Origin of the sequence: Salinisphaera sp. PC39, assembly GCF_040361335.1 — a bacterium.
Lineage (GTDB): Bacteria > Pseudomonadota > Gammaproteobacteria > Nevskiales > Salinisphaeraceae > APNM01.
In genome coordinates this window covers 44,179-69,614 of the sequence record NZ_APNM01000013.1, presented here as the reverse complement: position 1 = coordinate 69,614, position 25,436 = coordinate 44,179, and the positions used below count along the sequence as shown (strand labels likewise).

The window sequence follows — 25,436 nt, the reverse complement described above, 5'->3', positions numbered from 1 at the left end:
CCTCTGTGGTTAGTCTTCTTATGTCGCGTACTTTGTTGGAACACATCAACCCGGGCGTCGAGGCGTTGTCGCCCTACGAGCCGGGCAAGCCGGTGGAGGAGCTGGAGCGCGAGCTCGGTATCACCGATATCGTGAAGCTCGCCTCCAACGAGAACCCGCTGGGGGCCTCGCCGTCCGCCCGCCGGGTCCTGACGGAGTGGCGCGGCGATCTCGGACGCTATCCGGACGGCAACGGCCACGCCCTGAAGACGCGGTTGGCGGCGATCCACGACATCGAGCCCGGGCGGATAACCCTGGGCAACGGTTCCAACGACGTGCTCGATCTGGTGGCCCGGGTCTTCCTGGGACCGGGTCGCGCGGCGCTGTTCGCGCGCCATGCCTTCGCGGTCTATCCGATCGTGACCCTGGCCGCCGACGCCGACCCGCGCGAGGCGCCGGCGCTGGCGCCGGACCATCCGGAGATGCCCTACGGCCATGATCTGGCGGCGATGGCGGAGGCCCTGGACGACGCCGTGCGCGTCGTGTTCCTCGCCACCCCCAACAACCCCACCGGCACCTGGCTCGAGCCGGCGGCGATCGAGGCCTTCCTGGAGCGGGTGCCGGATGACGTGGTCGTGGTGCTGGACGAGGCCTACCGCGAGTATCTCGACCCGGCGCGGCGCCCGGACAGCCGCGCCTGGCTGGAGCGCCACGACAACCTGATCGTGACCCGGACCTTCTCCAAGATTTACGGTCTCGCCGGGCTGCGCGTGGGCTATGCCCTGTCCTCGCCCGCGCTGGCCGACCGGCTCAACCGGGTGCGCCAGCCGTTCAACGTCAATCTGCTGGGTCAGGCCTGCGCCCTGGCCGCGCTCGACGACGACGACTTCGTGGCGGAATCGGCGGCGACCAACGCGGAACAGCGCGACCTGCTGGCGCGCGAGCTGGCCGCGCGCGGTCTGCCGGCGCTGCCGTCGCAGGCGAATTTCCTGACCTTCGCCTGCGGCCGCGAGGGGGCGCCCCTGTACCGGGCCCTGCTGCGGGAAGGCGTGATCGTGCGGCCGCTGGCCGGCTACGGGCTGCCGGAACACCTGCGGGTCACGGTCGGCACCGAGGCCGAGAACCGCCGCTTCCTGGCGGCGCTGGATGCGGTGACGGGGGCGTGAGCGAGGTGTCCATCCGGCGCCTGGCGGTCATCGGCGTGGGCCTCATCGGCGGGTCCTTCGCGCGCGCCCTGCGCGCGGCCGGTGCGGTCGACACCGTGGTCGGCTGCGGCCGCGACGCCGCACACCTGGAACAGGCCCGGCGCCTGGGCGTGATCGATATCGCCGAGACCGATCCGGCCGCCGCCGTGCACGGCGCGGACTTCGTCCTGGTGGCGGTGCCGGTGGGGGCGATGGCGGGGGTGTTCGCCGCCATCCGCGATGCCCTCGCGCCGGAGGCCGTGGTCACCGACGCCGGCAGCACCAAGCTGAGCGTGATCGCCGCCGCCGAGACCGGCTTTGGGACGTTGCCCGAGAACTTCGTGCCGGGGCATCCGATCGCGGGCACCGAGCACAGCGGGGTGGATGCCTCCTTCGCCGAACTCTTTCGCGAGCGGCGGGTGATCCTGACGCCGACCGCCGCCACCGGGCCGGCGGCCCTGGCGCGGGTGCGGGCCGCCTGGCAAGCGACCGGCGCTCGGGTCACCGAGATGGACGGGGCGCACCACGACGAGGTGCTGGCGGCCACCAGCCATCTGCCGCACGTGCTCGCCTACGCGCTGGTAGACACCCTGGCGCGCATGGCCGAGCGTACCGAGATCTTCGAGTACGCCGCCGGCGGCTTCGCGGATTTCACCCGCATCGCCTCCTCGTCGCCGGCGATGTGGTCGGATATCGTCACCGCGAACGAATCCGCCCTGTTGCCGGTCCTGGAACGTTACATCGCCGATTTGGAGCGCCTGCGGGCCGCGATCGCGCAGGACGACCGGGAGACCGTCCGGGCCTGCTTCGAGCGCGCCAAGACCGCGCGCGACGCCTTCGTCGGCGACAGATCGGACTCGCGGAACGACACTTGAAACACGCAGCACGACACAGCTTCCTGGTCCGCCCCGGCGGCCGCCCGCGCGGCGAGTTGCGGGTGCCCGGCGACAAGTCGATCTCGCATCGCGCCGCGATGCTGGCGGCCATCGCCGACGGCGAGACCCGGGTGCACGGCTTCCTGGAGGGGGCGGACTGTCTCGCGACCCTGCGCGTCTTCGAGGCCATGGGTGTCACGGTGACCCGGCAGGGCGGGGTGCTGTGCATCGCCGGCGCGGGCCGCGACGGGCTGCGGCCGGTGGCCGGCGCGCTCGACCTGGGCAATTCCGGCACCTCCATGCGGCTGCTTGCCGGGCTGCTGGCGGGGCAGGCCTTCGACAGCGTCCTGACCGGCGACGCCAGCCTGCGCAAGCGGCCCATGGGCCGGGTCATCGAGCCCCTGCGACAGATGGGTGCCGACATCGCCGGCGAGGCCGGGGATCTGGCGCCGCTGCGCATCCGCGGCGGCCGGTCCCTACGGGGCATCCGTTACCGACCGCCGGTGGCCAGCGCCCAGGTGAAATCCTGCGTGTTGCTGGCCGGGCTCTACGCCGACGGCGACACCGCGGTCGTCGAGCCGGCCGTCAGCCGCGACCATACCGAGCGCATGCTGTCGGCCTTCGGCGTCGAACTGTTCCGCGACGGCGACGCCGTCGGATTGCGCGGCGGGCAGCGCCTGACCGGCGGCGAGCTGCGGGTGCCGGCGGATTTATCCTCGGCCACGTTCTTCATGCTCGCGGCCGCGATCGTGCCGGGGGCGGAGGTCCGGCTCACGGGCGTCGGGGTCAATCCCACGCGGGACGGGGTGATCGCCATCCTGCGCGCCATGGGTGTCGGGATCGCCCTGGAAAACGAGCGCACCGAGGGCGGCGAGCCGGTGGCGGACCTGCGGGTCACAGGCGGCGCGCTGCGCGGTATCGAGATCGATCCGGCGCTGGTGCCGCTGGCGATCGACGAGTTCCCGGCCGTGTTCGTGGCCGCCGCCTGCGCCGAGGGCGACACCGTCCTGCGCGGCGCGGCGGAACTGCGGGTGAAGGAATCCGACCGGATCGCGGTGATGGCCGACGGCCTGGCCGCGCTGGGTGTGCCGGTCGAGGTCTATCCGGACGGCCTGCGCATCCGGGGCGGTGGCGCGGACTTCGCCTTCGACGGCGGTGAGATCGACAGTCACGGCGATCATCGCATCGCCATGGCCTTCGCGATGGCGGGCTTCCGCGCCCGCGATACGATCGCGATCCGCGATTGCGCCAACGTCGCCACCTCCTTCCCCGGCTTCGTCGCCATGGCCCGCGAGGCCGGCCTGTCGATCGAGGAAGCGAACGGGTAACGGGCATGCCGAATCACCAAGCACCAATCACCAATCACGGGGCAAAAGCGCCGGTAATCGCCTTCGACGGCCCCAGCGGCTCCGGCAAGGGCACGCTCTCGCGCGCGCTGGCCGCGGAATTGGGGTGGCATCTGCTCGACTCCGGCGCGCTCTATCGGCTGGTAGCGCTGGCGGCCCGGCGCGAGGCGCTGTCGCCGGAGCGCCCGGCGGACGTGACGCGGGCGGCGGCGCTGGCCCGGCGTCTGGATGTCGCGTTCCGGGTGACGGAGGGTGGCGCCGGCGAGCGGGTGCTGCTGGCGGGCGAGGATGTCACCGCCGCGATCCGCGACGAGGCCGTGGGCGGCCTCGCCTCGTATTTCGCCGCCGAGCCGGAGGTGCGCCGGTCGCTGTTGGCCCTGCAGCGGGATTTCCGGGTGCCGCCCGGGCTGGTCGCCGACGGCCGCGACATGGGCACGGTGGTGTTCCCGGACGCCGAGCTCAAGCTGTTCGTCACCGCCAGCCCGGAGGAGCGGGCGCGTCGCCGGCATGCCCAGTTGTCGGCGTCCGGGGCCAGTGCTAATATTGACCAGATTTACAAGGAGATCGTGGCGCGCGACGAGCGTGATGCCGCGCGCGAGCATTCTCCATTGAGGCCGGCCTCCGAGGCCGTGGTGCTGGATACCACGGGCGAGGATGTCGAGGGGACGCTGGACCGGGTGCGCGCCTTGGTGCGCGAAGCCGGACTGGCGTCCTATTTTCAGTCGAAAAGGCGCGATCAGCGCAACGAAAAGTCGATACGCGACGAATGAGTTGATTTGGCCCGGAGGCGCGCGCAAAGCCGCCGACGGACATCCGTTAACCCGCCGGCGGGCCTCCGCCCGGCGGCAACATGCGGCCCAGCCGCGGGAAGTTCCACCGATTATGTCTGAGAGTTTCGCCGAACTGTTCGAACAAAGCCTCCAGGGGCGCACCATGCAGCCCGGGTCCCTGGTCCAGGCGCACATCCTGGAGATCAAGCCGGACGTGGTCATCGTCGACGCGGGCCTGAAGTCCGAGGGCGTGATCCCGGTCGAGGAGTTCTACGACGAGCAGGGCGAGCTCACCATCAACGAGGGCGACGAGGTCGAGGTCGCCCTGGAGGCCGTCGAGGACGGCTTCGGCGCCACCCGCCTCTCCAAGGAGAAGGCCGAGCGCATCCGTACCTGGGACTTCCTCACCGAAGCCTACGAGCAGGGCGAGTCCGTGGTCGGCCAGATCAGCGGCAAGGTCAAGGGCGGCTACACCGTCGACATCGGCAACGTCCGCGCCTTCCTGCCCGGCTCGCTGGTGGACGTCCGGCCCGTGCGCGACACCACCTACCTCGAGGGCAAGCCTCTGGAGTTCCGGGTCATCAAGCTCGACCGCGTCCGCAACAACGTGGTGGTATCGCGTCGCGACGTGCTGCAGGAGGAGTACAGCGAGGAGCGCAAGCAGCTGCTCGAGACCCTGCAGGAGGGCGTGGTCCTCAAGGGCATCGTCAAGAACCTGGTGGATTACGGTGCGTTCGTGGACCTGGGCGGCATCGACGGCCTGCTGCACATCACCGACATGTCCTGGAAGCGGGTCAAGGACCCGTCCGAGGTGGTCAACGTCGGCGACGAGATCGAGGTCAAGGTCCTCAAGTTCGATCGCGAGCGCACCCGCGTCTCCCTGGGGCTGAAGCAGCTGGGCGACGATCCGTGGGTCGACATCGCGCGCCGCTACCCGGAGAACACGCGCCTGTTCGGCAACGTCACCAACATCACCGACTACGGCGCCTTCGTCGAGATCGAGGAGGGCGTCGAGGGCCTGGTCCACGTTTCCGAGATGGACTGGACCAACAAGAACGTCAATCCCGGCACCGTGGTCTCGATCGGCGACGAGGTCGAGGTGATGGTGCTCGAGATCGACGAGGAGCGCCGTCGCATCTCGCTGGGCATGAAGCAGTGCCAGTCCAATCCCTGGGAGGATTTCGCCCAGAACCATCAGAAGGGCGACAAGGTGTCCGGCCAGATCAAGTCGATCACCGATTTCGGCATTTTCGTCGGCCTGCCCGGCGGCATCGACGGCCTGGTTCACCTGTCCGACCTGTCCTGGAGCGAGGCCGGCGAGGACGCCGTGCGCAACTATCGTAAGGGCGAGGAGGTCGAGGCCGTGGTGCTGGCCATCGATTCCGAGCGCGAGCGCATCTCCCTGGGCATCAAGCAGCTCGAGCAGGATCCGCTGTCCGATTTCGTGGCCCAGCACCCGAAGGGCAGCATCGTGACCGGCAAGATCATCGAGGTCGAGCCCAAGGGCGCGGTGGTCCAGCTCGAAGGCGATATCACCGGCTATATCCGCGCCTCCGATATCGCGCGCGACCGCGTCGAGGACGCCCGCAGCGCCCTGTCCGAGGGCGATGAGGTCGAGGCGCGCTTCATGGGCCTGGACCGCAAGAACCGCTCCATCAGCCTCTCGATCAAGGCCAAGGACGAGAAGGAAGAGCGCGAGGCGATGCGTCAGTACGCCAAGAGCGACGACGTCAGCTCCGGCACCACCAGCCTGGGCGATCTCCTCAAGGAACAGATGGACGCGGGCGGCGACGACGACAAGTAAGCCGCGAGGGACGCCCGCGACATCCTGTTGCGGGCGTCCGCGGATTGGTCTAGCCTGATTTCCGGACCCCGCCACCGTGCGGCGGGGTGAAGTCGGTTGCGTATAAGGAAGCGCCGGATGACGAAATCGGAACTCATCGAGCGTCTGGTGCAGCGGCATACCCACCTGTCGCAGAAGGATGTCGAGCTCGCCGTGAAGCTCCTGCTCGAGGAGGTCAGTCGGACACTGTCGTCCGGCGGCCGCATCGAGATTCGCGGCTTCGGCAGCTTCTCGGTACACCATCGGCCCGCGCGCATGGGCCGTAACCCCAAGACCGGCGAGTCCGTCCAGATTCCCGAGAAGTACGTGCCGCATTTCAAGCCCGGCAAGGAGATGCGGGAACGCGTGAACGGCGACTCCGACCGCTGACAGGCGTTCGGTCCGGCGTCAATCGCGCCGGGTTGCTACAATCGCGGCTCGATTCGCCCCCGGAGTACGGAACCGCATCATGCTTCGTCTGCTACGCAACCTCGTTCTCCTGCTCGCCCTGGTGATCGGTATCGCTTTCGGGTTCGTGAATTTCCAGTTGGTCACGGTGGACCTGCTCTGGAGCGAGGCGCGCGTGCCGTTGGTCGTGGTGCTGATCCTGGACTTCGTGCTCGGCTTCGGCCTGGCCCTGCTGCTCCTGCTGGGACGCACCCTCAAGCTGCGCTCGGACCTGGCGCGCGAGCGGCGACAGCTCAAGGACGCGCAGGCGGAGATCCGCAACCTGCGGAGCATGCCCATCCACGATGCTTGACGGCTACTGGCTGGTGCTGCTGCTGTTGCCGGCGGCGGCGGCATCGGGGTGGTACCTGCGGGGTCGCATGCGCCGGCCCGAGGAGCGTCCGCCGCACGTCCACCCGGACTACCTGCGCGGCATAAGCCACCTGGTCAACGACGACGCCGACAAGGCGATCGAGGTCTTCGTCCGCCTGCTGGAAGTGGACAACGAGACGGTCGAGACGCATCTGGCGCTGGGCAACCTCTTCCGCCGCCAGGGCGAGGTCGACCGGGCCCTGCGCGTGCACCAGAACCTGGTCGCGCGCCCGAACCTGAAGCCCGTCCACCGCAACCAGGCGCGTTTCGAGCTGGCGCAGGACTACCTGCGCGCCGGGGTGCTCGACCGCGCCGAAAACCTGTTCCGCGAGCTGGTCGATCAGGGCATGTTCCTGGAGCGCGCCCTGTCCGGACTGGTGGCGATCTACGAGGCCGAACGCGATTGGCAACAGGCGATCGAGACCACCCGCCGGCTGGAGTCGGTACGCGGCCACAGCCTGCGCCCGGTGATCGCCCAGTATTTCTGCGAGCTGGCCGAGAACGAACGCGCTGCGGGCGATGCCCAGGCGGCGCTGCGCCATATCAAGTCGGCGCGCGGCGAATTCCGGGAATGCGTGCGCGCGAGTCTCCTGCGCGGCGAGATCGAGGAGGCGGCGGGCGACCATGCGGCCGCCATCAAGGCCTATCGCCAGGTCCTGAAACAGGACGTCGACTTCGTCACCGAGATCCTGGCGCCGATGGAGCGCTGTTTCCTGGCACGCGACGACTTCGACGGCTATCGCCGGTTCCTGGAGGAAGTCATCCAGCGCTACGAGGGACCGGCGCCGCATATCGCGCTGGCCCGCCTGCTGGAACGCCAGCGTCGCAACGACGAGGCCATCGCCCACCTGTCGGACTATCTACAGGCGACGCCCAACTGGATCGCCTTCTACCACCTGCTGGACCTGACCTGGTCCGGCACCCGGACCGGTCTGTCCGGTCCCCTGGACAGTCTGCGCCAGTCGCTGCGCCAGGTGATCGACCGGCAGCCGCTGTACCACTGCGGCCACTGCGGCTTCTCGGGGCGCTACCTGCACTGGCAGTGCCCGAGCTGCAAGCAGTGGAACAGCGTCGCGCCGGTACGCGACGTCAAGCCCTCTTAACTAGGAATTAACCACAGAGGCACAGAGGCACAGAGAAGCAAAAGTGCTGGGTTACAAGAGGATGAGACCTTCGTGTGCCCGCAGTTCAGTGCGCTTTACTCTGTGTTCTCTGTGTCTCTGTGGTTAGTATTTTTGCGGGATTATCAGTAACGGCGGGAGCCGGTGCCTTCGACGCGTTCCCGGCATTCCCGCTCCGACAGTTTGTCGTGGCAGTCGCCGCGGTATTCGCGCAGGGCGGCCTCCAGGCGGGCCTTGTCGTCCTGGGACAGGTCGGGCAGCTTGAGGCCCGCCTGCAGGCGGTGGATGGCGGCGGCGTGGTTGCCGCGCAGGAAGAAGTAGCGGGCGTCCCGGTAGTGCGCCTCGGCCAGGCGTCCCTCCTTGTCGGCGGCACGGGCCAACAGCCGGTTGGCGTCGGCGTTGTTCTCGACGAGCCGGCGCTTGTCCATCAGGTAGTTGCGGGCGTCGGCGGCGCGGTCGTTGACGATCAGGGCCTCGGCGTACGCCAGGGTCATCGGTAGATAGGAGGGATGCCGGGGGCGCACGTCCGCGAGTACCTCCAGTGCCTCGCCGCCCTGGCCCTGGTCCAGCAGCACCCGGGCGTAGGCGAGCGCGTAGTGCGGGTGCGCCGCCTCCCGGCCGGCGAGATCCGCCAGGATCGCGTGCGAGCGCTCCAGCCGGCCGACGCGGGTCAGGGCCAGGGCATAGCCGTAGTCGGTGGCGGGGTCGCCGGTTTCGGCGCGCCGGCGCTTCTCCTCGAAGTAGGTCACGGCGTCGCTGGGCTGCTTGCTGCTCAGTACCCGCGCGCGGGCCCGCATGAGCGCGTAGTCCTCGGACTCGTGGACGGTCTCCACGTGCAGGTCGCGGATGCGCGACTCGGCTTCCGAGATACGGGTGTCGCTCACCGGGTGGGTCAGGAGTATCTCGGGCAGGCGGTTGCCGTACAGGCGCGAGCGCCGCTCCATCTTGCGGAAGAAATCGGCCATGCCGTTGGGGTTGTACTGGGCCCGGGCGAGGGTATGGATGCCCAGCCGGTCGGCCTCCAGCTCGTGCTGCCGGGTGAAGTTGATCTGCTGCTGGCCGAGGTTGCTCATGCCCATGGTCAGGGCCGCCTGCACCACCGACGGATCGCCGCCGCCGGCGATGATCGCCAGGAGCACGGCGGCCGCGGTAACCCAGGTCAGGCCCTGGGTCGCCTCGATCTGGCGCGCGATATGGCGTTGGGTGACGTGCGCGATTTCGTGCGCGACCACGCCGGCCAGCTCGCTCTCGGTCTCGGTCTCCAGGAGCAGGCCGGCGTTGACGCCGATGTAGCCGCCGGGCAGCGCGAATGCGTTGACCGAGGGATCGTCGATCACGAAGAAGGTGAAATCGGACGGCGGGCGCTCCGTGTGCTCGGCCAGGCGCCAGCCGATGTCCGCGACATAGGCTTCCAGCTCGGGATCCTCCAGGATCATGCCCTGGGCCTTGAGCTGCGACACGACCCGCTGGCCGATGCGCTTCTCCTCGGCCGGCGACAGGACGTTGTCCGCCGGCTGCCCGATGCTGGGCAGGTTGTAGTCCTGGGCCGCCCCGGCGCCCGTGGCGGACAGGAGCAGGCTCAGGAAAAAGACTTTGAAAAGGCGCAAAATGACTCCCGGACGCGCTGTGCTAGGCTCGCGGATCAATCGGTTCATAATATCGCGTCGTACGGGTATTTGACGTCGGGGAGGGCCGGCAGTTCAACCATGGCCGGTAGAAATCGCAACGGTGGTCCGCGTATGAACGTGATCCGCGAGTGGGTACATCGGCATTTTTCCGACCCCCAGGTCGTGACCCTGGCGTTGATCCTGCTGGGCGGGCTGGCGCTGGTGATTTTCTTCGGCGGCCTGCTCACGCCGGTGCTGGCGGCGATCGTGCTCGCCTATCTGCTGGAAGCGCCGGTGCGCTGGCTGGAGCGCATGCGCGTGCCGCGACCGCTGGGCGCGGGCCTGGTATCCACCGCCCTGTTGGTGGGCGTGGTCGTGGTCAGCTTCGCCCTGGTGCCGCTGCTGACGCGCCAGGCCGCGCAGATATTCCAGGAGATCCCGGCGATCATAGCGGGTATCCAGAGCTGGCTGCTGAATCTGCCGGAGCGCTACCCCTCCCTGGTCACGCCCGAGCATGTCGACGAGCTGCTGACCAGCGCGACCCAGGATATCGGCTCGCTGCGCCAGATGGTGCTGTCGCGCTCGCTGGTGGTGGGCGTGAGCCTGCTGTACCTCGCGGTCTACATGATCCTGGTGCCGCTGATGGTGTTCTTCTTCCTGCGCGACAAGGCCACGCTGATGGCCTGGATGGGCGGCTTCGTGCCGCGGAACAAGGACCTCGTGCGCGACGTCTGGCACGAGGTCGACGTTCAGCTCGGCAACTACGTGCGCGGCAAGGCGGTGGAGATCGTGCTGGTCTGGGTGGCGGCCTATGCCGTGTTCACCCTGCTGGGGCTCAAGTACGCGCTCTTGCTGTCCGTGGGCGTGGGCTTCTCGGTGCTGATCCCCTATCTCGGCGCCATGGCGATGACCCTGCCCGTGGCGGCGGTCGCCTACGCGCAGTGGGGCATGGAGGCGGAGACGGTCTACGTGCTGGTCGCCTACGGCATCCTGCAGGCCATCGACGGCAATGTCCTGGTGCCGATCCTGTTCTCCGAGGCCGTGAACCTGCACCCGGTGGCGATCATCGTCGCGGTGTTGTTCTTCGGCGGCGTGTGGGGCTTCTGGGGCGTTTTCTTCGCGATCCCCCTGGCCACCCTGATCAATGCCGTCATCAACGCGTGGCCGAGGGAAGGCGGCCGCGAATCGGATGCCGATGCGGCCTGATCCGCGTTGAATACATCCGCGGATTACGCGGATTTACACGGATTATTTGTCAGTGTTCCGAATCGAAGCGTTCATCAAATGGGAGAATGCCCGCGGCCACAGGCCGTAAGTGCCAAATAGGCCTGGGTCGGCCGGGCGCGCGCCAAATCCCGAGAGAATCTCGGGTATGTGGCGAACGATTTAATACTCGGCGTACATCTGGGTTATCTGCGGATGTCTTATCCGGGAATCGTCTGCAACCTCAGAGTTTCTCTGAGGCGTAGTCCGCCAGCCGCGAGCGTTCGCCGCGGGCCAGGGTGACATGGCCGGCGTGGCGCCAGCCGCGGAAGCGGTCGACCACGTTGGTCAGGCCCGAGGTGGTTTCGGTGAGATAGGGCGTGTCGATCTGCGACAGGTTGCCCAGGCAGACGATCTTGGTGCCCGGGCCGGCCCGCGTGATCAGGGTCTTCATCTGCTTGGGCGTGAGGTTCTGGGCCTCGTCGAGGATGATGTAGCGGTGCAGGAAGGTGCGCCCGCGCATGAAGTTCACCGAGCGGATCTTGATGCGCTTGGACAATAGCTCGTTGGTGGCGGCGCGTTCCCAGTCGGAGCCGTCGAGGCTGCCGGTCAGGACCTCCAGGTTGTCCATCAGCGCCCCCATCCAGGGCGTCATCTTCTCTTCCTCGGTGCCGGGCAGGAAGCCGATGTCCTCGCCCACCGGCACGGTCACGCGGGTCATCACGATCTCGCGGTAGCGCTGCTCGTCCAGGGCCTGCGCCAGGCCGGCCGCGAGTGTCAGCAGGGTCTTGCCGGTGCCGGCCGCCCCCAGCAGGGTGACGAAATCCACCTCCGGGTCCATCAACAGGTTGAGGGCGAAATTCTGCTCGCGGTTGCGGGCGTGCACGCCCCACACGGCATGCTTGTTCTCGCGGTAGTCGTCGGCCAGCTCCAGGGTCGCGGCGTCGCCCTGGATGTCGCGCACGATCAATTCGACATCGTTCTCGTGCTCGAAATGCAGGAACTGGTTCTGGTGCCATTCGCGGACCATGGGGCCCTCGACCCGGTAGAAGGTTCGCCCCTCCTCGTGCCAGGAATCCAGGGAGTCGGCGAAGCTCTCCCAGAAGTTGCCGGGCAGTTCGGCATAGCCGCTGAACAGGAGGTCGACGTCCTCCAGCACCTTGTCGCTGTAGTAGTCCTCGGCCTCGATGCCGATCACGGCGGCCTTGATCCGCAGGTTGATGTCCTTGGACACCAGGATCACGTCGCGGTCCGGCAGCTCCGCGCGCAGGGACAGGGCCGTCAGCAGGATGCTGTTGTCGGCCTTGTTGCCGGGCAGCACGGCCGGCAGGTCGGTCTGTGGCGGGCGGGTCTCGAAGAACAGCCGGCCGCTGGCGTCGGCGCGGTCGGACTGGCCGTTGTAGCGGGCGAGCACGGCGTTGAGATCGATGCCGCGCTCGATCTCCTCGTGGCTGCGCCCGCTCATGAGCTGGTCCAGGAAACGGCTGACCTGGCGGACGTTGCGCGCCACCTCGGATACGCCCTTCTTGCCGGCGTCCAGTTCCTCCAGGACCACCATCGGCAGGTAGACGTCGTGCTCCTGGAAGCGGAACAGGGCCGTCGGGTCGTGCATCAGCACGTTGGTGTCGAGTACGAAGACGCGTCGGGACATAGGGTTCCAGGATGCGGCATCGCCGCCGGTTTGGGGAAGGGCGGGTTGTCCCGCGGTGCCTCAGTCCTCGCCGCGGACCGCCGCGAGCACCGCCTCGGCGTGCCCCTTGACCTTGACCCCGCGCCACTCGCGGCGGAGCACGCCCTCGGGATCGATCAGGAAGGTGCTGCGCTCGATGCCGACGTGGGTCTTGCCGTACATCTTCTTTTCCTTGAGCACGCCGTAGGCCTCGCAGGCGGTGCCGTCCTCGTCGGCGAGCAGCTCGAACGGGAAGTCGTGCTTGGCCTTGAAGTTCTCGTGCTTGCGCAGGGAATCCCGGGAGACGCCCAGGATCCGGACCCCGGCCGCCCGGAAGTCGGCGTGCAGATCGCGGAAGTCCTGGCCTTCCTGGGTGCAGCCCGGCGTGTTGTCCCGCGGGTAGAAATACAGGACCACGGTCTCACCGCGGAGATCGCTCAGGCGCATGTTCTCCCCGCCGGTGGCGGGCAGGTCGAAGTCGGGGGCCGGTCGGTCGACGGTCGCGGTCATGTCTGGTCCGGGCTCCTTGCGGTCGTATGGGCGGTCAGGACTTGATCGGATCCAGCAGGCCGTCGGCATGCAGGTCGTCGCAGAGGTCCATGAACGATTCCCGCAGCGTCTGCGGGTGCTGATTCAACGGCACCAGCAGGGTCATGTGGATGTTGCACATGGCCGCGCCGGTGTAACCGGACTCGTACGTCTGGGCGCCGATCTCGGTCACCGTCACCTCTTGGGTGGCGAAGAAGTCGAGAAGTTCCGGCAGCAGGTCGCCGTGCTGGGGCGCGACGATCTCGGCGGCGTAGGGCCGGGTGTCGCCGGCTTGCGGGGCGGCCTCGGTGTGCGCGAAATGCACTTGCAGCCCGAGCTGCTCGGCCAGGCCCGGCAGGGCGCTCTCGAGCTTGCCCAGCGCGCTCCAGTTGCCGGACAGCAGCAGGGCGGCGCAGAACTGGCGCCCCAGCGGCGCGATCCGGCAGTCGGCGATTTCGCAGCCGCGCTTGGTCACGGCCGTGATCAGGTCGCCGGCCAGCCGTTCGCGGTAGGGCGCCAGGGCCGTCAAGGACAGGTATTTGCGCATGTTCGGAATGACCCAGTGCGACGTCGGCGGTCGCGTCCCCAAAGCGCGGCATGATACCACCTCGGCACTTTCCGCCGCGCCCGCGGTCCGAGGTGGGACGGCTCGCGCCACCGGGCGTCTACGTTATACTGCCCGGCTTGTTCTAAGGGTCCGCTGATCAAGGAGTCGAGTAACGTGGAATTGGGCGGCAGCATGGTTGCGTTGGTGACGCCGATGCACGCCGACGGCACCGTCGACTGGGACAGTCTGGCGAACCTGGTCGACTGGCACGTCGAGCAGGGCACCGACGGCATCGTGGCCGTGGGGACGACCGGCGAGTCGGCCACCCTCGGCTTCCGCGAGCACGACGAGGTCATCGAGCGCGTGGTGGAGCTGGTGGACGGCCGCATCCCCGTCATCGCCGGCACCGGCGGCAACGCCACCGACGAGGCGATACGGTTGACGCGGCACGCCAAGCGCGCCGGCGCCGATGCCTGCCTGCTCGTGTGCCCGTACTACAACAAGCCGACCCAGGAAGGCCTCTATCGGCACTTCCACGCCATCGCCATGGCCGTGGATATCCCGCAGGTTCTGTACAACGTGCCCTCGCGCACCGGCGTCGACATGCTGCCGGAAACGGTGCAGCGGTTGGCCGAGATCGACAACATCGTGGCCCTCAAGGAGGCCAAGGGCTCGCTGGAGCGCGTCCACGAGCTGATCGAGCGCTGCGGCGACGACCTGATGATCTTCTCCGGCGACGACGGCACCGCCATGGAATCGATGCTGGTCGGCGGCAAGGGCGACATCTCGGTCACCGCCAACGTCGCGCCCGCGCTGATGCACGAGATGTGCGCGGCGGCGATCGCCGGCGAACGCGAGCGGGCCGAGACCCTGGATGCCACGCTCCAGCCGCTGCACACGGCGCTGTTCCTGGAGCCCAACCCGATCCCGGTCAAGTGGGCCCTGTACGAGATGGGCCGCATCGGTCCGGGTATCCGATTGCCGATGACCCCCCTGGACGACAAGTTTCACCAGACCGTGCGCGATGCGCTCGCCGCGGTGGGAGCCGTTTGATGCGATTATTCTGGGCACTGGCCCTGCCGTTGGCCGTGGCCGCCTGCGCCAACGAGCCGGCCTGCATGAAGGACCAGCCGTATCAGACCGCCGAGTCGTTCCCGCCGCTCCGCGCCCCGGCGGGCATGAGCGTGCCCGAGCCGGATCCCAACATGCGCGTGCCCGAGGTCGGGGACGGCCCGGTCGCGGCCTATCCGGCCGAGCAGGGCGAGGGCGAGGAAGACAAGGAGGCCGCGCGCCGGCGCTGCCTGTCCAGCCCGCCGCCGCTGCCGGAGAACCGTGATTCGTGACCGGTGACCCGCACGAATCACCAATCACGAATCACTAATCACGTCCCTTACGAGGTAACGGTCGGCGGCGATCCTTTGCTATCATCGCCCCCTCACGATGGAGAGGTGTCCGAGCGGTCGAAGGAGCACGCCTGGAAAGCGTGTGTGCGGTAACCCCGTACCGAGGGTTCGAATCCCTCCCTCTCCGCCATCTTTCCCCAGCGGCCCGCCGGGCGGGCCGCTGGGGAAAGATCGTGACAAGGTGGAGTTGAAGCCGAGGAGAGGGTTCGACCGATTTGTCGGGAACAAATCGGCGCGAGCGAAGCGAGCCCGAAGGGTGAGGCCCTGGATGGGCCGAACAATCCCTCCCTCTCCGCCATACAGGACGTGATACGTGACTGGTGATTCGTGATTGGCGGCATTCGATCGACCGACGGCCCCGACGAATCACAAACCACGAATCACCGATCACGACCACCAGGCAATGGTGGCCCGCGTCGGTCCCCCCGCGACGATACGCCGTGAACCCCGTCAGGCCCGGAAGGGAGCAGCGGTAGCGGCCGATTCGGGCGCCGGGGTGCGGCTGGCGCGGGCCGCCACCTTTATCCAGGTTGCAGGGGACAGGTTACAGGGAAGAATGCGCGGGCTCGTCTGTAACCTGTCCCTTGTAACCTGTAACCTTACGACCGCTATGGTCGTTGCCATCAAACCAATCGTCGGCCACCCGCAATGAGCTATCAGGCCCTGGCCCGCAAGTGGCGTCCGCGCCGGTTCGAGGAACTGGTCGGGCAGCAGCACGTGGTGCGCGCCCTGAGCCATGCCCTGGAGCGGCAGACCCTGCACCATGCGCTGCTTTTCTCGGGCACGCGGGGCGTGGGCAAGACCACTCTCGGCCGGATCATCGCCAAGTGCCTGAATTGCGAGCGGGGCATGAGCGCCACCCCCTGCGTCGGCGACGCCCCCTGCGACGCCTGCGCGGAGATCGACGCCGGCCGGTTCGTCGATCTGATCGAGGTGGACGCGGCGTCCCGCACCGGCGTGGACGACACCCGCGAGCTGCTGGACAACGTCCAGTACGCCCCCACGCGCGGCCGCTACAAGGTGTACCTCATCGACGAGGTGCACATGCTGTCCAAGCACGCCTTCAACGCCCTGCTGAAGACGCTGGAGGAGCCGCCGCCGCACGTGCAGTTCCTGTTGGCGACCACGGACCCGCAGAAGATCCCGGTCACCATCCTCTCGCGCTGCATGCAGTTCCCGCTGAAGCGCCTGCCGCCGTCCGAGATCGAGGGGCAGTTGCAGCGCGTGCTCGAAGCCGAGGGCATCGAGGCGGAGCCGGCGGCGGTACAGGCCGTGGCGCGGGCCGCGGACGGCAGCATGCGCGACGCCTTGTCGCTGCTCGATCAGGCACTGGCCTTCGGCGGCGGTGTACTGCGTGCCGGCGAGGTGCTGGACATGCTCGGCACCGTCGGCGAGGCGGCGTTGCGGGAGGTCGTGTCGGCGATCGTGGACGGCGACGGCGAGGCCTTGATGGCGGCGCTCGGCCGTCTCGACGAACAGGCCCCCGATTATGCCGAGGTCCTGGATGCCCTGGCCGGCGCCTGGCACCGCATCGCGCTCCTGCAGGTCGTGCCCGGCGCCGCCCCCGAGGATGCCGAGTCCCTGCGGCCGCTGGCCGAGCGGGCCGCGCCGGAGGACGTGCAGCTCTACTACGATATCGCCGTCGCCGGGCGCCGGGACCTGGATTGGGCGCCCGACCCCAAGAGCGGCGTCGAGATGACCTGCCTGCGGATGCTGGCGTTCCGGCCGGCCGGGCGCGGCGGCGCGCCGCCCGCCGGGGAGGCGTCCCATCGGTCCGGGACGGCGGCGGCCGAGGGCCGGCCGGCATCCACCGCGTCTTCCGGGTCCGCGGCCGCCCATGGTCCGCCGCCCGATCCGGCGCCGGCGGCGACGCCGGAGAGGGAGGGATTCGAACCCTCCGAACGGGACAGGCCGGCACCGGCACATGCCGCGGCGGAGCCGGCGGGCGACGACGACTGGCACGCCCTGGTGGCCCGGTTGCCGCTCAAGGCGATGGCGGCGCAACTGGCCCGCAACTGCGTCTGCCTGGCGCTGGAGGCCGACCGGGTCACGCTGGAGTTGCCGTCCTCGCTGGAGCATCTGCTCACGGACAACGCCCGCAAGCAGGTCCAGTCGGCGCTGGTCGCGGAGCTCGGCGGCCAGCCGCGCATCGAGATTCGGCTCGGCAACGGCGAAAGCCCGGGCGATTCGCCGGCCAGGCGCGCCGAGGCCGAGGCCGACGCCCGCCGCCGGGCGGCGCGCGACGCCATCGAGAGCGATCCCAACGTCCGCGCCCTGCGGGAGCGTCTCGGGGCCCAGGTCCGGGAGGACACGATCGAGCCCGCAGACGACCGGCGCGAGTGACGTCCCCGTGCCGGGCACGGCTCAGCGCGCCGGCGACGCGTCCGGCGCATCAACCACGGAGTATGCAGCGATGAAAGGTTCCATCGGCAAGCTGATGCAGCAGGCCCAGGCCATGCAGGGCAAGGTCCAGGCGGCCCAGGAAGAGCTGGCCAACATGGAGATCACCGGCGAGGCCGGCGCCGGCCTGGTCAAGGTGACCATGAACGGCAAGCACGAGGTGCGCGGCGTCCAGATCGACGACAGCGTGCTGGAGGAGGACCGCGAGATGCTGGAGGACCTGGTGGCCGCGGCGATCAACGATGCCGTCCAACGGGTCAACCGCACCACCCAGGAGAAGATGTCCGAGATCACCGGCGGCATGAACCTGCCGCCGGGCATGGGCCTCTGAGCGGCGCGATGGCGTTCGCCCCGTCGCTCAACCGCCTGATCGACGCCCTGCGCTGTCTGCCGGGCGTGGGCGCCAAGAGTGCCCAGCGCATGGCCTTCCACCTGTTGCTGCGCGAGCGCGAGGGCGGCCGTCACCTGGCCGATTCGATCACGACGGCCTTGGAGCGCATCGGCCATTGCCGGCAATGCCGGATGTTCGCGGAAACGGAACTGTGCGAGATCTGCCGTTCCGAGCGGCGCGACGGCCGGACCGTCTGCGTGGTCGAGAGCCCGGCGGACGTGATGGCCATCGAGCAGCACACCGATTTCCGCGGCGGCTATTTTGTGCTCATGGGGCATCTCTCGCCCATCGACGGTATCGGTCCCGAGGAACTCGGCCTGGATATCCTGCGCGACCGGCTGGATGCCGGCGAGATCGGTGAACTCATCCTGGCGACCAGCGCGACCGTCGAGGGCGAGGCCACCGGCCAATACGTCGGCGACCTGGCCCGCGACCGCGGCGTGGCCGTCTCCCGCATCGCCCACGGCGTGCCGGTGGGCGGCGAGCTCGAATACGTCGACGCCGGCACCCTGTCCCAGGCCTTCACCGGCCGCCGTCCCCTTTGATTGATTGTCTGTTTATGACTAACCACAGAGGCACAGAGGACACAGAGAATAATTACCGAATATGAAGAAAGATCCGGAGGGGCGAGGCGCCGTTACCTCTTGTTCTCGAATTTTTCGCACCCTCGATCAGGTTTAGCTCTCGTCAATTGTTTTTGACGCTGTGTCCTCTGTGTCTCTGTGGTTGGTTGTTAGTCAATTCATTCTTCCGGCAACCCGCCGGTGCCGCCGGTGGGCGTACCAGGCGATCACCGCGCTCAGGGCCAGCAGGCCGGCGGAGATCACGAGCTGGTCCTGGTTGATCAGGCTGGCGGCGTCGAAGGTCTCGGTATTGGCCAGGAAGGATTCGAAGTCCACCGTGGCGCCGAAGCTGACGAAGGTGATCATCGGCGGCAGGATACCGATGAAGGTGCCGAAGAAGTACGGCCACCAGGGCACCCGTAGCAGGCCGCAGGCGTAGTTCACCACGTCGAAGGGCAGATAGGCCGCCCGCAGTACCACCACCGTCGGAAAGGCCTGCTCCTGGAGCATGCGCCGGGAGGCCGCGATCTGGCGCGACGGGTCCTCGTCCTCCTGATCGGGGGTGCCGAAGAACCGGGCGATCCAGTAGGCGGTGGCCGCCGACAGGTTCTCGCCCGCGATGGTGCAGGCCACGCCCATGCCGAAGCCGAACAGGCCGCCCGCTGAGATGGTCAGCAGCATCGCCGGGAAGAATGTCAGGGGGCGCAGGCCGTAGATCACGATGTAGACCAGCGGCGCCAGGGGATGCTGGGCGATGGTGTGATAGATCAGCGCCAGGATCTCGATGGAATCCAGGCCCTCGAAACGGGCCCAGGCGAACAGTGCCGCGAGCAGGCCGAGCCAGACGAGCGCCGCGATGTACTTGGCGTTGCGCCGGATCAGCTTCATGCCGGCTTGTCCGCGATCACGCTGACCACCTCGAAATAGGGCGGTCGATTCTCCTTGCAGACGATCTCGCAGATATCCACGTCCAGGCCCGCCGCCTCCGACCATGTCCGTAGCTGGTCCGGCTCGAAGCCCAGGTTGACGTGGTCGAAGGCGTTCACGGTCGCCCGGTGCCGGTGCCGGCGCAGGGTCGCCAGTGCCAGGGCGCCGCCGGGGCGCAGCACGCGCGCGGCTTCCGCGATCACCTTGTCGGCGTGGCCGGTGTAGCTCAGGGCGTGCATGATGAAGACTTGGTCGAACGAACCGCCGGCGTAGGGCAGGGCGTGCATGTCGCCCAGATGGAAGTGCACGTTCTCGCGGTCCGCCAGGCGCTGGCGGCCGGCGCCGATCACCGTCGGATTGATGTCCAGGCAGGCGACCGACCGGGCGCGGCCGGCCAGCAGCTCGGCGAGCACGCCGTCGCCGGAGGCCAGATCGAGCACGTCGCCCAGCTTGAGCAACCCGAACAGGGTGCGGGCCGTGGCTTCCCAGGTCCGGCCCGGCGAGTATTGCCGCTCCATGCGGCCGGCCACCGACTCCACCCAGGAACGCCGGGCGCCGCGTTGACGCACGATCTCGGCGGCACGCTCGGCGTCGCGCGCGACCTGGGCGTCGTCAAGATTGTCGAGCAGCGTGCCCCATAGCTGCCGGGTGTGCGGCGGGAAACGGGCCGGGTCGGCGCGATAGAAGGTGGCGCTGCCGACGCGTTCGTCGTTGACCAGGCCGGCCTGCCTCAGCCGCCCGAGATGCGAGGAGATGCGGCTCTGTGCCAGGCCGGTGATCGCGGTCAGCTCGGCCACGGTAAGCGCCTCGGCCTCCAGCAGCAGGAGCATGCGGAGCCGGGTCGGTTCGCCCAGTAGCCGGAGCAGGGCGGTGCCGTAGTCGAGGTCGAGCACTGGTTATTCGCGGGGCGGGATCATGGATCAAAAAGGCCGCCCGTCGGGCGGCCCGGGATCGGAGTCGGGAGCGGCTCAGGTCGTGGTGCCGCCGCTTCCGCCGGAGGTACCGCCGCTCGTGCCCGCGGCGGTCTTGGCGGTCGTCGACTTGCGGCGTGTCGACGTGCTCTTGCGCGCGGTGGTCTTGCGGCCGGTCGACGCGCTCTTCGACTTGGCCGTCGAAGCCTTCTTGGCGGTTCCGCCGGACGTGGTCGATTTCTTGGCCCGGCCGGCGCTCGAGCCGCTCTTGGTCGTCGTTTTGCGGGCCGTGGTCTTCTTGCGGGTGCCGCCGCTGCCGGACTTGGCGGTGGACTTGGCCGAGGACGACTTCGCCGTCTTGCCGGCACCGGTCGAGGTGCCCGTCTTCTTCTCCGCCTTCTGCAGTTCCTTGCGGATGTCCGTGGAAATCTGCTTCCGGGTATCGTCCAGGATGCTCATGCTTTCGCGGGCGTTCTGCATGATCCGGTCGATGGTGTCCTGCAGCAGCTTGAGCTGCGCCGTGGCGATATCGCGCGGATCCCCGCCCTTGCGGAGCTTCTTCAGGTTCTTGAGGGCTTCCTCGTAATGCTTCTTGATGGCCGCGAGCTCGTGCTCGGCCAGCCGCTCGATGCCCTTGTAAACCGCCTTGTTGGCGGAGCTCATGGCGCCAGTGTAGCTCTTGCGGAGCTGGTCCACTTCCTTGCGCAATTCCGCGATCCGGTTCTGCTTCTTGGCCATGACATGCCTCCCGGCAGGGTGGGGTAGCTCGTTGCCGGCAGTGTAGGCGGGCCCCCGGGGGCTGTCAAAGCGCCTTTTGTGCCCGCTTGCGGCGGCCGACCAGTTCCCGCAGCTCGCGTGCGGGCAACGGGGTGCTGAACAGGTATCCCTGGTAGAAGTCGCAGTGGTACTCCCGGAGCCGTTCGAGCTGCCCCGGCGTTTCCACGCCTTCCGCCACCACGTTCAGGCCCAGGGCGTGGGCGAGCTGGATCGTGTTGCGGGTGATGGCCGCGTCCTTGGGGCCGCTGACCAGATCGTGCACGAAGCTTTGATCGATCTTGAGCGTGTCGATCGGGAAGCGCTTCAGGTACGACAGCGAGGAGAACCCGGTGCCGAAGTCGTCGATGCATACCGAGATGCCCATCTTGCGCAGGTTGTCCAGCGTCTCGATGCTCATCTGGAGCGGTTGCATCAGGGCCGATTCGGTCACTTCGAGCCACAGGTGCTGCGGCGGCAGCCCGCTGTCGGCGAGCGCGTCGCGGATGCGGTCGGGAAGGCTCTCGCTCGCGAATTGCAGCGGCGACAGGTTCACCGATACCGGCAGGGGGTGGCCGGCTTCCTGCAGGATGCGGGCATCGACGCAGGCGTTGCGGATCACCCATTCGCCGACCTCGTCGATGAGCCCGATCTCCTCCAGGATCGGCACGAATTCCCCGGCGGTGACCACGTTGCCGGGTTCCGGCCGCCAGCGCAGCAGGGCTTCCGCGGCGATCGGCCGGTCGCTGCGGACATCCACGATCGGCTGGTAGACCAGGGAGAACTGGTCCTTGCCCAGGGCCTTCTGCAGATCCTGCTCCAGGCGGAACCGGCGGGCGTTCTGCGAGGCCAGGTCCGAGGTATAGAACGCGATCCGTTCCGGCTGCCGATGCTTGGCCCGCTCGGCGGCGATCTGGGCATTGCCGATCAGGTCGGAGATGTCGCGGCCGTCGCGGGGGAACAGGCTGACACCCGCGCGGGCCTTGATCCGCAGCTCGCCGTGCCGGTGTTCGATGGGCAGGGCCACGACCTCCAGCAGCTTGTCGGCCACGAACGCGGCATCCTGCGGGCGCCGCAGCGAGGTGAGCAGGATCAGGAACTCGTCGCGGCCGAAGCAGCCGATGAGGTCGCCGGCGCGCAACTCCCGGCGCAGGCGTTCGGCTACCCGCCGCAGCAGGGCGTCGCCGGCGCCATAGCCCAGGGCCTGGTTCACGCGGCGGAAGCGTTCCAGATTGAGGCAGATCATGGCCGCGGACGTGTGTTTGCGGCCGACGCTGCGGAGGATGCCGTGGCCCTGACGACAGAAGGCCGCCCGGTTGAACACGCCGGTGACGGCGTCCAGGTCCGGCCGCACCGCGGGGCGCGGCGCGTCGGCGGTCTCGGTGCCGATCGGCTCCCGCAGCAGTACGAGGTAGGCTTCCTCGTCGTCCCAACCGGTCGGATACATCCGCAGATGCACTGTGCGCGGGCGCTCGCCGGCATCCGTCAGGGTCAGCACGGCACCGTCGGCGTCGTGGCGCGGTTGCGCGAGGTATTGCGTGAGCGTGCCGGCGCCCGACCCCTCGAGAAACGCTTCCGCCTGGCGGTTGGCGAACAGGACCCGGCCGCCGCGACCGACCACCAGGATCGCATCCAGGTTCAGGTCGACGATGTTGCGCAGCCGGATATGCGAGTCCTCGATCTTGTCCAACCGCTCGGCCAGCTCCAGGCGCAGGCGTTGCCGCGCCAGTGCCTGCAGGATCACGCGGCCGAGCGTGGTGGCATGCTTCAGTTCGCCCTTGATGAAGTAGTCCTGGGCCCCGGCGTCCATCGCCCGTACGCCGGCTCGGTCGTCGCCCTCTGCGGACAGCACGATCAACGGCAGGGCCGGGGCCGCGGTCCGTATCGCCTCGATGGCCTCGACGCCGCCGCCGGGCAGGTCCGCGTCCAGGACGATCGCGTCCGGCGTCGATGCCGCCAGGTGGTCGAGGGCGGCGGTCAGGCTCCGCTCGACGACGACGTGGAAGGGTTGCTCGGGGTAGTTCTCTAGCGCCGACCGGACCAGGCGCGCGTCGGCGCCGCGATGCTCGATCAGCAGGACGGTCAGGGCGCCGGCGTCGGCCGGCGCGGGGCTCTCGGGATGGGCCGCCATCGTCAGCGGCCCGTCCGGGTCGCGACCGCCCCCCCGGCCCCTGGCGGGTGGCCTCTCCCGGTGTCTCCGGTTTCTCCCTGTCGCCGCCTCTGCCGCTGCAGACACATGCCGATGTCTCCTTGCTTTCGGACCATGCGGAGCCCGCGGGGAACGACGTTGCCGCGTTGTTTGCGCCGCGGCAATACGCTAGAGTACGGTCGTTTCCACTCGAACCCCGATCCGTTGCGTTATCGGCGGCCCCCTCGAAATCCGTAGGGCCAGGTACGCGGGACCAAACAAGCGGGAGATGCAATACATGCTCTATGAGGGACGTAAGCTCTCGGTCGACCTCGACGCCGAGGGAATCGCCGAGCTGAAGTTCGATGCCGGCGACGATTCGGTCAACAAGTTCGACCGCGCCACCGTGGAGGAACTGGGGGCGGCCGCCGAGGCATTGTCCAAGGCGGACGGCCTGAAGGGCCTGCTGGTGACCAGCGGCAAGGACGTATTCATCGTCGGAGCCGACATCACCGAATTCGGCGAGCAGTTCGAGGCGCCCGACGACGAGATCCGGCAGTGGCTGGCCGACGCCAACGCGGTGTTCAACGCTATCGAGGACCTGCCGGTACCCAGCGTCACAGCGATCAACGGCATTGCGCTGGGCGGCGGCCTGGAGATGTGCCTGGCCACGGATTATCGCGTGATGTCGGAGAAGGCCCAGATCGGCCTGCCCGAGGTCAAGCTCGGCATCTATCCCGGCTTCGGCGGCACCGTGCGCCTGCCGCGCCTGATCGGTGCCGACAATGCGATCGAGTGGATCGCCGGCGGCGGCCAGCAGAAGCCCGCCGCCGCCTTCAAGAACGGTGCCGTGGACGCCGTCGTCGCCCCAGACAAACTGGCCGAGGCCGCCCGCGACCTGCTGGACAAGGCGATCGCCGGCAAGTTCGACTGGCAGTCCCGCCGCGAGCAGAAGAAGGCGCCGCTGGCGCTGAACCAGGTCGAGGCGATGATGGTCTTCGAGACCGCCAAGGGCTACGTGGCCCAGCAGTCCAAGGGTCAGTACCCGGCCCCGGTGGAGGCGGTCAAGCGCATCCAGGCGGCCGCCGCCAAGGACCGCGACGCCGCCCTCAAGGAGGAGCACGAGGGCTTCATCAAGCTGGCCAAGACGCCGGAGGCGGATGCCCTCATCGGTCTGTTCCTCAACGACCAGCTCATCAAGAAGAAGAACAAGCGCTACGGCAAGGTCGCCCGCGAGGTGAACCAGGCGGCGGTGCTCGGCGCGGGCATCATGGGCGGCGGTATCGCCTATCAGTCCGCCTCCAAGGGCGTGCCGATCTTCATGAAGGACATCAATGAAGAGGCGCTGGACGCGGGCGTCGACGAGGCCGCCAAGCTGTTCGGCAAGCAGGTCGAGCGCGGCAAGCTGAACGCCCGCGGCATGGCCGAGGCGATGGGCCGCATCCGGCCGACCCTGTCCTATGGCGATTTCGCCGGGGTGGACGCCGTGGTCGAGGCCGTGGTCGAGAACCCGAAGGTCAAGAAGAACGTGCTCGCCGAGACCGAGGACGCGGTCCACGAGGGCACGGTGATCGCCTCCAACACCTCCAGCATCTCCATCGACGAGCTGGCGGGGGCCGTGAAGCGGCCCGAGAACTTCCTGGGCATGCACTTCTTCAATCCGGTGCACCGCATGCCGCTGGTGGAGGTGATCAAGGGCGAAAAGACCTCCGAGGAGGCCATCGCCACCATCGTCGCCTACGCCAGCAAGCTCGGCAAGACGCCGATCGTGGTCAACAACTGCCCGGGGTTCCTGGTCAACCGGATCCTGTTCCCGTACTTCTTCGGCTTCCAGGCCTTGGTCTCGGACGGCGCCGATTTCGCCAAGATCGACAAGGTCATGGAGAAGTTCGGCTGGCCGATGGGGCCGGCCTACCTGTCCGACGTGGTGGGCATGGACACCTCCCACCACGTGGGCGAGGTCCTGGCCGAGGGTTATCCGGACCGCATGGCGCCCGAGGGCAAGTCGTCGCTGGACGTCATGGTCGAGAACGGCCGCTACGGCCAGAAGACCGGCTCCGGCTACTACAAGTACGAGAAGGACAAGAAGGGCAAGCCCAAGAAGCTCGTGGACGAGACCGCGTACGAGCTGGTCGCCCAGGCGCAGCCCGACGGGCAGAAGGATATCGCCGAGGACGAGATCGTCGAGCGCATGATGCTGCCGATGGTGATCGAGGCCGCCCGCTGCCTGGAGGAGGGCATCGCCGACACCGCCAACGAGGTCGACATGGGCCTGATCCTGGGCGTCGGCTTCCCGCCGTTCCGCGGCGGCGCCCTCAAGTACGCCGACCGTCTCGGCCTGGCGCACGTGGTCGAGGCCGCCGACAAGTACGCCCGCCTCGGCAAGCTCTACGAGCCCACCGAGCGTATGCGCGAGATGGCGAACAAGGGCGAGACCTATTATTAAGTTTCAGGTTTCCAGTTTCGGGTTTCGAGTGAGGGACCGGCTGA

The 25,436-nt window shown here is 68.2% G+C and carries 23 protein-coding genes, 1 tRNA gene and 1 other RNA gene; 17 read left to right on the top strand and 8 right to left on the bottom strand.

Features of this window, described 5'->3' with window-relative positions; genetic code table 11:
* Positions 1 to 20: 20 nt before the first annotated feature.
* The 8 genes from hisC (at position 21) to lapB (ending at position 7,898) form a co-directional block, all read left to right on the top strand.
* Positions 21 to 1,145: a histidinol-phosphate transaminase gene (gene hisC / locus PC39_RS12845; protein ID WP_353253793.1), complete on the top strand. Its 1,125-nt coding sequence runs from the start codon at positions 21 to 23 to the stop codon at positions 1,143 to 1,145.
* Positions 1,142 to 2,038 carry a prephenate dehydrogenase gene (locus PC39_RS12840; RefSeq protein ID WP_353253792.1) on the top strand — a complete coding sequence of 299 codons (897 nt, stop codon included), beginning with the start codon at positions 1,142 to 1,144 and terminating at the stop codon, positions 2,036 to 2,038. The genes hisC and PC39_RS12840 overlap by 4 nt, the downstream gene beginning before the upstream one ends.
* The gene (gene aroA, locus PC39_RS12835; protein ID WP_353253791.1) at positions 2,035 to 3,366 is read left to right on the top strand and encodes a 3-phosphoshikimate 1-carboxyvinyltransferase; all 1,332 of its coding nucleotides are present in this window, start codon (positions 2,035 to 2,037) and stop codon (positions 3,364 to 3,366) included. Before PC39_RS12840 ends, aroA begins: the two co-directional genes overlap by 4 nt.
* 5 nt (positions 3,367 to 3,371) lie before the next feature.
* Positions 3,372 to 4,154 (top strand): (d)CMP kinase, encoded by a 783-nt coding sequence (gene cmk, locus PC39_RS12830; RefSeq protein WP_353253790.1) that lies wholly within the window; start codon positions 3,372 to 3,374, stop codon positions 4,152 to 4,154.
* 112 nt (positions 4,155 to 4,266) lie between these two features.
* A complete protein-coding gene (rpsA, locus tag PC39_RS12825) occupies positions 4,267 to 5,958 on the top strand; it encodes a 30S ribosomal protein S1 (RefSeq protein ID WP_353253789.1) in 1,692 nt (563 codons plus the stop codon).
* A gap of 117 nt (positions 5,959 to 6,075) precedes the next feature.
* A complete protein-coding gene (locus PC39_RS12820; protein WP_353253788.1) occupies positions 6,076 to 6,366 on the top strand; it encodes an integration host factor subunit beta in 291 nt (96 codons plus the stop codon).
* A gap of 79 nt (positions 6,367 to 6,445) precedes the next feature.
* Positions 6,446 to 6,736, top strand: coding sequence for a lipopolysaccharide assembly protein LapA domain-containing protein (locus PC39_RS12815; protein ID WP_353253787.1), 291 nt, complete (start codon positions 6,446 to 6,448; stop codon positions 6,734 to 6,736).
* Positions 6,729 to 7,898: a lipopolysaccharide assembly protein LapB gene (gene lapB / locus PC39_RS12810; RefSeq protein ID WP_353253786.1), complete on the top strand. Its 1,170-nt coding sequence runs from the start codon at positions 6,729 to 6,731 to the stop codon at positions 7,896 to 7,898. The genes PC39_RS12815 and lapB overlap by 8 nt, the downstream gene beginning before the upstream one ends.
* A gap of 143 nt (positions 7,899 to 8,041) precedes the next feature.
* Here the strand turns inward: lapB and PC39_RS12805 are convergent, their stop codons facing one another.
* Positions 8,042 to 9,523 carry a M48 family metallopeptidase gene (locus tag PC39_RS12805; protein WP_353253785.1) on the bottom strand — a complete coding sequence of 494 codons (1,482 nt, stop codon included), beginning with the start codon at positions 9,521 to 9,523 and terminating at the stop codon, positions 8,042 to 8,044.
* A gap of 132 nt (positions 9,524 to 9,655) precedes the next feature.
* On the opposite strand from PC39_RS12805, the gene PC39_RS12800 reads away from it, so the two are divergent.
* Positions 9,656 to 10,729, top strand: coding sequence for an AI-2E family transporter (locus PC39_RS12800; protein WP_353253784.1), 1,074 nt, complete (start codon positions 9,656 to 9,658; stop codon positions 10,727 to 10,729).
* A 241-nt stretch (positions 10,730 to 10,970) separates the two neighbouring features.
* On the opposite strand, the gene PC39_RS12795 is transcribed toward PC39_RS12800, so the two are convergent.
* Genes PC39_RS12795 through PC39_RS12785 form a run of 3 tightly spaced genes read right to left on the bottom strand, consistent with a single transcriptional unit; the run spans position 10,971 to position 13,470 of the window.
* The gene (locus PC39_RS12795; protein ID WP_353253783.1) at positions 10,971 to 12,377 is read right to left on the bottom strand and encodes a PhoH family protein; all 1,407 of its coding nucleotides are present in this window, start codon (positions 12,375 to 12,377) and stop codon (positions 10,971 to 10,973) included.
* A gap of 60 nt (positions 12,378 to 12,437) precedes the next feature.
* On the bottom strand, positions 12,438 to 12,905 hold the full coding sequence (locus PC39_RS12790; RefSeq protein WP_353253782.1) for a peroxiredoxin: 468 nt from the start codon (positions 12,903 to 12,905) through the stop codon (positions 12,438 to 12,440).
* Between the two features lie 34 nt (positions 12,906 to 12,939).
* Complete coding sequence (locus PC39_RS12785) at positions 12,940 to 13,470, bottom strand: glycine cleavage system transcriptional repressor (RefSeq protein WP_353253781.1); 531 nt, start codon at positions 13,468 to 13,470, stop codon at positions 12,940 to 12,942.
* Positions 13,471 to 13,662: 192 nt separating this feature from the next.
* On the opposite strand from PC39_RS12785, the gene dapA reads away from it, so the two are divergent.
* The 7 genes from dapA to recR all read left to right on the top strand — a co-directional run bounded on the left by dapA (position 13,663) and on the right by recR (position 18,209).
* A complete protein-coding gene (gene dapA, locus PC39_RS12780) occupies positions 13,663 to 14,523 on the top strand; it encodes a 4-hydroxy-tetrahydrodipicolinate synthase (protein WP_353253828.1) in 861 nt (286 codons plus the stop codon).
* Positions 14,523 to 14,813, top strand: coding sequence for a hypothetical protein (locus tag PC39_RS12775; protein ID WP_353253780.1), 291 nt, complete (start codon positions 14,523 to 14,525; stop codon positions 14,811 to 14,813). Before dapA ends, PC39_RS12775 begins: the two co-directional genes overlap by 1 nt.
* Positions 14,814 to 14,912: 99 nt before the next feature.
* Positions 14,913 to 15,003 (top strand) — tRNA-Ser (locus PC39_RS12770).
* Between the two features lie 284 nt (positions 15,004 to 15,287).
* Positions 15,288 to 15,384, top strand: an RNA gene (gene ffs / locus PC39_RS12765) — signal recognition particle sRNA small type.
* A 137-nt stretch (positions 15,385 to 15,521) separates the two neighbouring features.
* The gene (gene dnaX / locus PC39_RS12760; protein ID WP_353253779.1) at positions 15,522 to 17,216 is read left to right on the top strand and encodes a DNA polymerase III subunit gamma/tau; all 1,695 of its coding nucleotides are present in this window, start codon (positions 15,522 to 15,524) and stop codon (positions 17,214 to 17,216) included.
* A 70-nt stretch (positions 17,217 to 17,286) separates the two neighbouring features.
* The gene (locus PC39_RS12755; protein WP_353253778.1) at positions 17,287 to 17,604 is read left to right on the top strand and encodes a YbaB/EbfC family nucleoid-associated protein; all 318 of its coding nucleotides are present in this window, start codon (positions 17,287 to 17,289) and stop codon (positions 17,602 to 17,604) included.
* Between the two features lie 8 nt (positions 17,605 to 17,612).
* Positions 17,613 to 18,209 carry a recombination mediator RecR gene (recR, locus tag PC39_RS12750; protein ID WP_353253777.1) on the top strand — a complete coding sequence of 199 codons (597 nt, stop codon included), beginning with the start codon at positions 17,613 to 17,615 and terminating at the stop codon, positions 18,207 to 18,209.
* 192 nt (positions 18,210 to 18,401) lie between these two features.
* Here recR and PC39_RS12745 read toward each other — a convergent pair whose 3' ends face one another.
* The 4 genes from PC39_RS12745 to PC39_RS12730 form a co-directional block, all read right to left on the bottom strand.
* Positions 18,402 to 19,115, bottom strand: coding sequence for a TVP38/TMEM64 family protein (locus PC39_RS12745; RefSeq protein WP_353253776.1), 714 nt, complete (start codon positions 19,113 to 19,115; stop codon positions 18,402 to 18,404).
* Positions 19,112 to 20,047 (bottom strand): ArsR/SmtB family transcription factor, encoded by a 936-nt coding sequence (locus tag PC39_RS12740; protein WP_353253775.1) that lies wholly within the window; start codon positions 20,045 to 20,047, stop codon positions 19,112 to 19,114. Before PC39_RS12740 ends, PC39_RS12745 begins: the two co-directional genes overlap by 4 nt.
* 75 nt (positions 20,048 to 20,122) lie before the next feature.
* Complete coding sequence (locus PC39_RS12735; protein WP_353253774.1) at positions 20,123 to 20,803, bottom strand: phasin family protein; 681 nt, start codon at positions 20,801 to 20,803, stop codon at positions 20,123 to 20,125.
* A gap of 64 nt (positions 20,804 to 20,867) precedes the next feature.
* On the bottom strand, positions 20,868 to 22,949 hold the full coding sequence (locus tag PC39_RS12730) for a putative bifunctional diguanylate cyclase/phosphodiesterase (protein WP_353253773.1): 2,082 nt from the start codon (positions 22,947 to 22,949) through the stop codon (positions 20,868 to 20,870).
* 295 nt (positions 22,950 to 23,244) lie between these two features.
* On the opposite strand from PC39_RS12730, the gene fadB reads away from it, so the two are divergent.
* Entirely contained in the window at positions 23,245 to 25,392 is a 2,148-nt protein-coding gene (gene fadB, locus PC39_RS12725) for a fatty acid oxidation complex subunit alpha FadB (protein WP_353253772.1), read from the top strand.
* Positions 25,393 to 25,436 lie beyond the last annotated feature (44 nt).

Bases quoted from the DNA above. Each gene is read 5' to 3' on its own strand.
- hisC (WP_353253793.1), top strand. From the start codon at position 21: ATGTCGCGTACTTTGTTGGAACACATCAACCCGGGCGTCGAGGCGTTG.
- PC39_RS12815 (WP_353253787.1), top strand. From the start codon at position 6,446: ATGCTTCGTCTGCTACGCAACCTCGTTCTCCTGCTCGCCCTGGTGATC.
- rpsA (WP_353253789.1), top strand. From the start codon at position 4,267: ATGTCTGAGAGTTTCGCCGAACTGTTCGAACAAAGCCTCCAGGGGCGC.
- recR (WP_353253777.1), top strand. From the start codon at position 17,613: ATGGCGTTCGCCCCGTCGCTCAACCGCCTGATCGACGCCCTGCGCTGT.
- PC39_RS12795 (WP_353253783.1), bottom strand. From the start codon at position 12,377: ATGTCCCGACGCGTCTTCGTACTCGACACCAACGTGCTGATGCACGAC.
- PC39_RS12800 (WP_353253784.1), top strand. From the start codon at position 9,656: ATGAACGTGATCCGCGAGTGGGTACATCGGCATTTTTCCGACCCCCAG.
- lapB (WP_353253786.1), top strand. From the start codon at position 6,729: ATGCTTGACGGCTACTGGCTGGTGCTGCTGCTGTTGCCGGCGGCGGCG.
- PC39_RS12790 (WP_353253782.1), bottom strand. From the start codon at position 12,905: ATGACCGCGACCGTCGACCGACCGGCCCCCGACTTCGACCTGCCCGCC.
- dnaX (WP_353253779.1), top strand. From the start codon at position 15,522: ATGAGCTATCAGGCCCTGGCCCGCAAGTGGCGTCCGCGCCGGTTCGAG.
- cmk (WP_353253790.1), top strand. From the start codon at position 3,372: ATGCCGAATCACCAAGCACCAATCACCAATCACGGGGCAAAAGCGCCG.
- PC39_RS12820 (WP_353253788.1), top strand. From the start codon at position 6,076: ATGACGAAATCGGAACTCATCGAGCGTCTGGTGCAGCGGCATACCCAC.
- PC39_RS12775 (WP_353253780.1), top strand. From the start codon at position 14,523: ATGCGATTATTCTGGGCACTGGCCCTGCCGTTGGCCGTGGCCGCCTGC.
- PC39_RS12785 (WP_353253781.1), bottom strand. From the start codon at position 13,470: ATGCGCAAATACCTGTCCTTGACGGCCCTGGCGCCCTACCGCGAACGG.
- fadB (WP_353253772.1), top strand. From the start codon at position 23,245: ATGCTCTATGAGGGACGTAAGCTCTCGGTCGACCTCGACGCCGAGGGA.
- PC39_RS12755 (WP_353253778.1), top strand. From the start codon at position 17,287: ATGAAAGGTTCCATCGGCAAGCTGATGCAGCAGGCCCAGGCCATGCAG.
- PC39_RS12735 (WP_353253774.1), bottom strand. From the start codon at position 20,803: ATGGCCAAGAAGCAGAACCGGATCGCGGAATTGCGCAAGGAAGTGGAC.
- PC39_RS12730 (WP_353253773.1), bottom strand. From the start codon at position 22,949: ATGGCGGCCCATCCCGAGAGCCCCGCGCCGGCCGACGCCGGCGCCCTG.
- dapA (WP_353253828.1), top strand. From the start codon at position 13,663: ATGGTTGCGTTGGTGACGCCGATGCACGCCGACGGCACCGTCGACTGG.
- PC39_RS12745 (WP_353253776.1), bottom strand. From the start codon at position 19,115: ATGAAGCTGATCCGGCGCAACGCCAAGTACATCGCGGCGCTCGTCTGG.